Origin of the sequence: Pantoea sp. CTOTU50773 (assembly GCF_032082325.1) — a bacterium.
Classification (GTDB): Bacteria; Pseudomonadota; Gammaproteobacteria; order Enterobacterales; family Enterobacteriaceae; genus Pantoea; species Pantoea communis.
The window spans coordinates 2218-10205 of record NZ_DAMDQC010000153.1 but is presented as its reverse complement, the minus strand read 5'-3'; the positions used below and the strand labels follow the sequence as shown (position 1 = coordinate 10205).

Here is a 7988-nt window from a genome sequence, read left to right as displayed (position 1 = left end):
TCACCAAAGATGGTGTTTCTGTTGCACGTGAAATCGAGCTGGAAGACAAGTTCGAGAACATGGGTGCACAGATGGTGAAAGAAGTGGCCTCTAAAGCGAACGACGCTGCGGGCGACGGCACCACCACTGCAACCGTTCTGGCTCAGTCTATCGTGAACGAAGGCCTGAAAGCCGTTGCGGCTGGCATGAACCCAATGGACCTGAAGCGCGGTATCGATAAAGCCGTTGCTGCTGCCGTTGAAGAGCTGAAAGCGCTGTCTGTTCCTTGCCAGGATACTAAAGCCATTGCTCAGGTAGGTACCATCTCTGCTAACTCTGATGAGTCAGTCGGTACCCTGATCGCGAAAGCGATGGATAAAGTGGGCAAAGAAGGTGTTATCACCGTTGAAGAAGGCACCGGCCTGCAAGACGAGCTGGACGTGGTTGAAGGTATGCAGTTCGACCGTGGCTACCTGTCTCCTTACTTCATCAACAAGCCAGAAACCGGCGCAATCGAACTGGATGCACCGTTTATCCTGTTGGCTGACAAGAAGATCTCTAACATCCGTGAACTGCTGCCAGTACTGGAAGCGGTTGCGAAAGCCGGTAAACCACTGCTGATCATCGCTGAAGATGTTGAAGGCGAAGCACTGGCAACTCTGGTGGTTAACACCATGCGCGGTATCGTGAAAGTGGCTGCGGTTAAAGCACCAGGCTTCGGCGACCGTCGTAAAGCAATGCTGCAGGATATCGCAATCCTGACTGGCGGTACCGTCATCTCTGAAGAGATCGGTATGGAGCTGGAAAAAGCGACCCTGGAAGATCTGGGTCAGGCTAAGCGTGTTGTGATCAACAAAGATACTTCTACCATCATCGATGGTGTGGGCGATCAGGGTGCAATCTCTGGCCGTGTGACTCAGATCCGTCAGCAGATCGAAGAAGCAACTTCTGATTACGACAAAGAAAAACTGCAGGAGCGCGTAGCGAAACTGGCAGGCGGCGTAGCCGTTCTGAAAGTGGGTGCAGCCACTGAAGTTGAAATGAAAGAGAAGAAAGCACGCGTTGAAGATGCCCTGCACGCTACCCGTGCTGCGGTAGAAGAAGGCGTGGTTGCTGGTGGTGGTGTTGCACTGGTTCGCGTTGCAGCCAAGATCGCTGCTTCTGGCCTGAAAGGTCAGAACGAAGATCAGAACGTGGGTATCAAAGTTGCGCTGCGCGCAATGGAAGCTCCACTGCGTCAGATCGTTTCTAACGCCGGTGAAGAGCCATCTGTTGTTGCTAACAACGTGAAAGCAGGCGACGGCAACTACGGCTACAACGCTCAGACTGAAGAATACGGCAACATGATCGACTTCGGTATCCTGGACCCAACCAAAGTGACCCGTTCTGCGCTGCAGTACGCGTCTTCTGTTGCGGGCCTGATGATCACCACCGAAGCGATGGTAACTGACCTGCCTAAAGGCGATGCTCCTGATTTAGGTGGCGCTGGCGGCATGGGTGGCATGGGCGGAATGGGCGGCATGATGTAATTTGCCCCTGACTGCTTAAGTCATGTGAAAAACCCTCGATCGGAAACGGTCGGGGGTTTTTCTTTTGGTGGCGAACAAGGTATAAGTAAGAGCGCAATACTTCGGCTTTGCGGGTTTAGGGCAATGAATGTTCAGAAAAAAAGTGCGCTTTTCTGCTACGCTGCCGCCCGACACTGATGATAATAAATGGGGATTACAATGCGGATTAACCTCTTGCTCGGACTGGCGGTAGGGACTTTACTGCTGGCGGGCTGCAGCAGCTCCAATCAACTGAGTTCCGGCGGACAGCGTGTCACTTTCGTTGACCAACAGCCTGGAAGCCAATGTCAGCTGCTGGGCAATGTCACCGGCTCACAGAGCAACTGGTTGAGCGGTTCAGGCGGTGAAGGCAGTTCTTTGCGTGGCGCAGCCAATGACCTGCGTAACCGCGCGGCAGAGATGGGTGGCAACGTGATTTACGGTGCAACCAGCCCAACGCAGAACCTGCTTTCAGCTTTCGCACCGCTTGACAGCAAAATGTCTGGTCAGGTGTATAAGTGCCCGTAATGGCATGAAAGAGATGTAAAAAAAGCCGCTGATGCGGCTTTTTTTATTCCTGGCGTAACTGCAAATCCAGCGGCGTTTTACTTGGCTCACCACCAATCTCGCGCGCCAGCTTCGGCACCATATAACCCGATACCATGGTTAACAACTGGCGTACTAGCGCACGGGCTTCTTCATCCGGCACAAAGAAATGCGCCGCGCCCTGTACTTTATCCAGCACGTGCAGGTAATAGGGCAGAATACCGGCATCAAACAGCGCGTTGCTCAGGTTGGCCAGCGCTTGTGCATCATCATTGATACCGCGCAGCAGCACGCTCTGATTAAGCAAGGTGACACCCGCGCGTTTCAGCATCTGCATGCCGTAGCGCAGTTCATCATCAATTTCTTGCGCGTGGTTGATGTGGCTCACCATCAGCACTTGCAGGCGTGTCTCGGCCAGAATCTGGCATAACCCTTCGGTAATGCGTGCCGGGATTACCACCGGGAGGCGGCTATGAATGCGCAGACGCCTCAGATGGGGGATTTTCTCCAGTGCGCCCACCAGCCACGCCAGCTCATGGTCTTTAGCCATCAGCGGATCGCCACCCGAGAAGATAATCTCATCCAGCTCTGGATGCTCAGCGATGTAATCGATCGCCGCCTGCCAGTTACGCTTATTGCCCTGATTATCCTGATAGGGGAAATGGCGACGGAAGCAGTAGCGGCAGTTAACCGCACAGCCGCCCTTCACCAGCAGCAATGCACGGTTTCTGTACTTATGCAGTAAACCGGGCACCACGCTACTTTGCTCATCCAGCGGGTCAGTGCTGTAACCTGGCGCATCGACAAATTCCTGACGGCTGGTTAATACCTGCAGCAAAAGGGGGTCGTGCGCATTGCCCGGCGTCATGCGTTGAATGAAGGCACGCGGCACGCGCAGCGCAAAAAGCTTGCGCGCATCGTTGCCTGCGGCCAAATCCGCATGCTGTTCGAGAGATAAAAGTCGCAGTAATTCAGTAGGATCGGTGACAACATCAGCAAGTTGCTGCAACCAATCTTCTCTGATGGGGGGATTTAGGGTTACAATGTTTGCCATTTTTTTGGCTATTACCAGTTCAATATTTACAGAGGGCCTTTATGGCGACTTATCTTAGCAACGATTTCCGTCCCGGTCTTAAAATCATGTTCGAAGGCGAGCCATATGCCATCGAAGCCAGTGAGTTCGTTAAACCGGGTAAAGGCCAGGCATTTGCACGCGTTAAAATGCGTCGTCTGCTGACCGGTTCTCGCGTTGAGAAGACCTTCAAATCTACCGACTCTGCCGAAGGCGCAGACGTTCGTGATATGACGCTGCAGTACTCTTACAACGACGGCGACTTCTACTACTTCATGCACCCTGAGTCTTTCGAGCAGTATCAGATCGAATCTAAAGTGCTGGATGACGTGACCAAATGGTTGCAGGACAATGCGGATTGTATCGTTACCCTGTGGAACGATAAAGCGATCGCTGTTCAGCCACCGAACTTCATCGAAGCAGAAGTCATCGAAACAGATCCAGGTCTGAAAGGTGATACTGCCGGTACCGGCGGCAAGCCAGCGACCCTGTCTACTGGCGCAGTGATCAAAGTTCCACTGTTCGTCCAGATTGGCGAAGTGGTTAAAGTTGACACCCGCTCTGGCGAATACGTTTCTCGCGTAAAATAATTGCCAAATCAGGCGCATCACTCGATGCGCCTTTTTTCTCTATGAGTTCAGAATAATGAAAAAGATGGCGAAATTGGCTGTTTTTGCGTTGCTGGTCTCTTCTGCTTTAAGTGCCTGCAACACTTTCCACGGCTTTGGTGAAGACGTCTCCCATTTGGGCGGTGCCATTTCACGCGCAGCTGATAAATAAATTGCGAGGGCGCCGCCTTTTCTCAGCGGCTTAGCCAGCAAGATTGTGTATAAGGTCTATGCTTGAATGGCTGTACTTTTACTGCAACCAACAAGGATATGGCTATGTTAAAGAAAAGTATTGTCGCGATTCTTTCTGTTCTGGTGCTTTCCTCTGTGTTGACCGCCTGCAACACCACCCGTGGTGTTGGCGAGGACGTTCAGGCCGGTGGCAAAGCGATTCAGCGTAGCGCACAGTGATCCAAACCGGTGCGAAACCCGATTTCGTACCGGATTCCCTGATTCCCTCTTTCTTTGTCTGAAAAAGCACCGCTAACGCCTTCGATCCCGTCACGCCGTTGTTTGCCGTAGCCAATACGGGTAGACTTCTCCCCCTTATCTGTATAAGGAGTCACCAACATGAGCGAAACGCCAAGCTGGCAGCCGAGCGCACCCATTGCCAATTTGTTGAAACGCGCCGCTATTTTGGCGGAGATTCGTCGTTTCTTTGCCGATCGCGGCGTGCTGGAGGTCGATACCCCGGCGATGAGCCAGGCGACCATCACGGATATCCATCTGGTGCCGTTCCAGACGCGCTTTGTGGGTCCAGGTGCAGCGGAAGGGCGCGATCTGTGGCTGATGACCAGCCCGGAATATCATATGAAGCGTCTGCTGGCGGCGGGCAGTGGCCCAATCTATCAGATGGGACGTTGCTTCCGTAACGAAGAAGCAGGGCGCCACCATAATCCTGAGTTCACCATGCTGGAGTGGTATCGTCCTCACTACGATATGTATCGCCTGATGAATGAAGTCGACGATCTGATGCAGCAGGTGCTGGAGTGCGATAGCGCCGAATCTTTATCGTATCAGCAGGCATTTATTCGCCATCTGGAACTTGATCCTTTGTCAGCAGATAAAACGCAGCTGCGTGAAGCCGCGACGAAGTTGGGTGAGGGTGAACTGGCGAATCGTGAAGAAGACCGCGATACCTTGTTGCAGCTGCTGTTTATGCTGGGTGTTGAGCCGAAGATTGGTAACGAGAAACCGTGCTTCGTGTATCACTTCCCGGCCAGTCAGGCGGCATTGGCCGAAATCAGCACTGAGGATCATCGCGTCGCGGAGCGTTTCGAGGTGTATTACAAAGGCGTGGAGTTGGCTAACGGCTTCCGCGAATTGACCGATAGCCGCGAACAGCGTCAGCGCTTTGAGCAGGATAATCGTCGCCGTGCAGCGCGTGGTTTACCGCAGCACCCGATTGATACCAACCTGCTGGATGCGCTGGCACATGGCATGCCTGCTTGTTCAGGTGTGGCGTTGGGTGTGGATCGTTTGATTATGCTGGCGTTGAAAGCCAATGCATTAAGCGACGTGATTGCCTTCCCGGTGGACCGCAGCTGATCATTTATGCTCGGGCAGGATGTCTCAGACAACAACGGCGCATGTATTGCGCCGTTGTTCATTCAAGGGTTACTGCTGCGTCGTGGGTGCGGCTGGCGCTTCGGGGAACTCCTGAATAGTGACTGGCAGCATCATCTTTTGTTCGTTACGCAGAACCTGCACCTGAATCACCGATCCTGGACGAATCTCGGCGACCTGATCCATGGTTTCCTGCGCCGACAGCGCCGGTTTGCCGTTCACCTGTAAAAGCACATCATTGGCTTGAATGCCTGCCCGATCGGCTGGCCCGCCTGGCGTAACCTCACTGACGATAATACCCTGTGCACGATCCAGACTGCTGCCCTGACCGTGTAGCGGCGGCAGCTCACGTCCGGTGATGCCGATATAGCCACGAATGACCCGACCGTCACGAATCAATTTATCCATGATCTTGGTTGCTAACGCGGTTGGAATCGCAAAGCCAATCCCTTCCGGCGTTTCGCCATCATTGCTTTTATCAAATGTCAGGGTGTTAATGCCCATTAGTTCGCCGAGCGAGTTAATCAGCGCACCGCCTGAGTTGCCCTGATTGATGGATGCATCGGTCTGCAGGAAATTTTGACGACCCGATGAGCTCAAGCCCACGCGCCCGGTGGCACTGATAATGCCCTGAGTGACGGTCTGCCCGAGGTTGTAGGGGTTACCAATCGCCATCACCACATCGCCGATATGTGCGATACGGTTAGCGTTAATCGGAATCACCGGCAGGTTAGTGGCGCTGATTTTCAGCACCGCTAAATCGGTCATCGCATCTGAACCCACTAAGGTGGCTTCAAAGAAACGACCATCCTGCAACGCCACAATGATCTGGTCGGCGTTATTAATGACATGCTTGTTCGTGAGAATGTAGCCTTTCACGTTCATGATCACGCCAGAACCCAGCGTGGTGATACCGCGATTATTGTTGCCATGGGCACTGCGGTTGTAGACGTTGACCACCGCAGGCACAGCGCGGCGCACCCCCTGATTGAAGCTCACGGGGGATTCATCATCACTGTTGTCATGATCAAAGGTGACGTTGCTGCTCATACGCAGCGCAGGGATCGCTACCAGCAGCAAACCCGCTACGATCAGGCCCATCACCACAGAACGCAAAAGTTTAAGAAACATGGTGTTATTTCAGGAAAGGTGGGATCGCTGGGCAGAATAACATGAGAAAGGCGGACAAACACCTGCTTGTCCGCCTGTTGCGAGGATTATCGCATAAGTAAGTAAATGCTTTCGTCGCCACGCACCACGTTCAGTGCCAGGATCGCGGGTTTACTTTCCAGCGCTTTACGCATTTCAGCCAGCGAGGTCACGCGATCGCGGTTCACACCGACAATCACATCATCTTTCTGCAAACCTGCCTGCTCAGCTGGCGTGCCTTTTTCGATGGCATCCACTTTCACGCCTTTATCGCCGGCTTTAGAGGCACCATCGCTCAAGGTGGCACCTTGTAACGCCGGTGACATCAGCTGGGCGCTGGCGGTGGTTTGCGCGCTCTGTTCCAGCGTCACCGTCACCGTCACCGGTTTGCCTTCACGCAGCAGACCAATTTTCACCTGCTGACCCGGTGGGGTGGTGCCCACTTTTACGCGCAACTCGGCAAAGCTGGTGATCGCTTTGTCATTGATGGAGGTGATGATGTCACCCGCTTTAATGCCCGCTTTCTGCGCCGCCGAGTTAGGCAGCACTTCAGAAACAAAGGCACCACGCTGAGCGTCAACGTTAAAGGCTTTGGCGATGTCAGGCGTCATTTCGGTGCCTTTAATGCCCAACTGACCACGCTTCACTTCACCAGACTGAATCAGCTGCTGCGCGAGGTTCATCGCCATATTGCTGGGAATCGCGAAGCCGATACCAATGTTGCCGCCGCTGGAGGCAAGAATCGCGGTGTTGATACCAATCAACTCGCCATTCAGGTTCACCAGCGCACCGCCGGAGTTCCCCCGGTTAATCGCCGCATCGGTCTGGATGAAGTTTTCCAGTCCTTCAAGGTTCAACCCGCTGCGGCCCAACGCCGAAATAATGCCGGAGGTGGCCGTTTGGCCAAGACCGAAGGGGTTACCGATAGCCACAGCAAAATCGCCCACTTTCAGGGAGTCGGAGTCGGCGATTTTCACCTGCGTCAGATTTTTAGCGCCTTCAACCTGGATCAGCGCGATATCGGTTTGCTCATCATGGCCAATCAGCTTGGCATCATATTCATTGCCATCGCTGAGCTGGACGCTGATTTTATCGGCACCGTTGACCACGTGATTGTTGGTGAGAATGTAACCTTTAGCCGCATCAATGATGACACCTGAACCAAGGCCCTCAAACGGCTGTGGCTGGGATTGTCCCGGTGCCTGGCCAAAGAAGCGCTTCAGCGGTTCAGGAATATCCTGTGCCTGCTGGCCGCTGTCGGTGCCTTCAACATGCACGCTAACGACCGCGGGCAGAACTTTTTCCAGCATGGGTGCCAGACTCGGCAGTGCTTGTCCCTGCACCTGTGCGGGCAGCGTCGCCATCGCGCCAGGCGTTGCCGCCAGACTCATCCCAATACTCAAGGCTAATGCGCTTAACAGTCGTGCTTGTTTTTTCATTGCTACAACGCTCTCGCTGCGAAAAGTGGGGAGTAAACGTATGTGACGGCTGATTCAGGGTCTGGGTTCGCAAAAATGCGGG

The 7988-nt window shown here is 53.8% G+C and carries 9 protein-coding genes; 6 read left to right on the top strand and 3 right to left on the bottom strand.

What is annotated here, in order from left to right:
* The coding region (groL, locus tag RT340_RS18875) for a chaperonin GroEL (RefSeq protein WP_313377479.1) at positions 1-1508 on the top strand (1508 nt) is incomplete at its 5' end.
* A 198-nt stretch (positions 1509-1706) separates the two neighbouring features.
* A complete protein-coding gene (locus RT340_RS18870; RefSeq protein WP_034826674.1) occupies positions 1707-2054 on the top strand; it encodes a DUF4156 domain-containing protein in 348 nt (115 codons plus the stop codon).
* A 43-nt stretch (positions 2055-2097) separates the two neighbouring features.
* On the opposite strand, the gene epmB is transcribed toward RT340_RS18870, so the two are convergent.
* Positions 2098-3126: an EF-P beta-lysylation protein EpmB gene (gene epmB, locus RT340_RS18865; protein ID WP_097119020.1), complete on the bottom strand. Its 1029-nt coding sequence runs from the start codon at positions 3124-3126 to the stop codon at positions 2098-2100.
* 41 nt (positions 3127-3167) lie between these two features.
* Here epmB and efp point away from each other — a divergent pair, with 41 nt between their 5' ends.
* The 4 genes from efp to epmA all read left to right on the top strand — a co-directional run bounded on the left by efp (position 3168) and on the right by epmA (position 5300).
* Positions 3168-3734 carry an elongation factor P gene (gene efp, locus RT340_RS18860; protein WP_034826669.1) on the top strand — a complete coding sequence of 189 codons (567 nt, stop codon included), beginning with the start codon at positions 3168-3170 and terminating at the stop codon, positions 3732-3734.
* A 55-nt stretch (positions 3735-3789) separates the two neighbouring features.
* Positions 3790-3924, top strand: coding sequence for an entericidin A/B family lipoprotein (locus RT340_RS18855; protein ID WP_034826667.1), 135 nt, complete (start codon positions 3790-3792; stop codon positions 3922-3924).
* A 104-nt stretch (positions 3925-4028) separates the two neighbouring features.
* The gene (locus RT340_RS18850) at positions 4029-4163 is read left to right on the top strand and encodes an entericidin A/B family lipoprotein (protein ID WP_038649531.1); all 135 of its coding nucleotides are present in this window, start codon (positions 4029-4031) and stop codon (positions 4161-4163) included.
* 159 nt (positions 4164-4322) lie between these two features.
* Positions 4323-5300: an elongation factor P--(R)-beta-lysine ligase gene (epmA, locus tag RT340_RS18845; protein WP_313377478.1), complete on the top strand. Its 978-nt coding sequence runs from the start codon at positions 4323-4325 to the stop codon at positions 5298-5300.
* A 69-nt stretch (positions 5301-5369) separates the two neighbouring features.
* Here the strand turns inward: epmA and degS are convergent, their stop codons facing one another.
* Positions 5370-6449, bottom strand: a complete 1080-nt coding sequence (gene degS, locus RT340_RS18840) for an outer membrane-stress sensor serine endopeptidase DegS (RefSeq protein ID WP_034826661.1) — start codon at positions 6447-6449, stop codon at positions 5370-5372.
* 86 nt (positions 6450-6535) lie between these two features.
* On the bottom strand, positions 6536-7906 hold the full coding sequence (gene degQ / locus RT340_RS18835) for a serine endoprotease DegQ (RefSeq protein ID WP_058961870.1): 1371 nt from the start codon (positions 7904-7906) through the stop codon (positions 6536-6538).
* Positions 7907-7988 lie beyond the last annotated feature (82 nt).

Excerpts from the sequence above, each read along its gene's own strand:
- RT340_RS18870 (WP_034826674.1), top strand. The coding sequence starts at position 1,707 with ATGCGGATTAACCTCTTGCTCGGACTGGCGGTAGGGACTTTACTGCTG.
- epmB (WP_097119020.1), bottom strand. The coding sequence starts at position 3,126 with ATGGCAAACATTGTAACCCTAAATCCCCCCATCAGAGAAGATTGGTTG.
- efp (WP_034826669.1), top strand. The coding sequence starts at position 3,168 with ATGGCGACTTATCTTAGCAACGATTTCCGTCCCGGTCTTAAAATCATG.
- RT340_RS18855 (WP_034826667.1), top strand. The coding sequence starts at position 3,790 with ATGAAAAAGATGGCGAAATTGGCTGTTTTTGCGTTGCTGGTCTCTTCT.
- RT340_RS18850 (WP_038649531.1), top strand. The coding sequence starts at position 4,029 with ATGTTAAAGAAAAGTATTGTCGCGATTCTTTCTGTTCTGGTGCTTTCC.
- epmA (WP_313377478.1), top strand. The coding sequence starts at position 4,323 with ATGAGCGAAACGCCAAGCTGGCAGCCGAGCGCACCCATTGCCAATTTG.
- degS (WP_034826661.1), bottom strand. The coding sequence starts at position 6,449 with ATGTTTCTTAAACTTTTGCGTTCTGTGGTGATGGGCCTGATCGTAGCG.
- degQ (WP_058961870.1), bottom strand. The coding sequence starts at position 7,906 with ATGAAAAAACAAGCACGACTGTTAAGCGCATTAGCCTTGAGTATTGGG.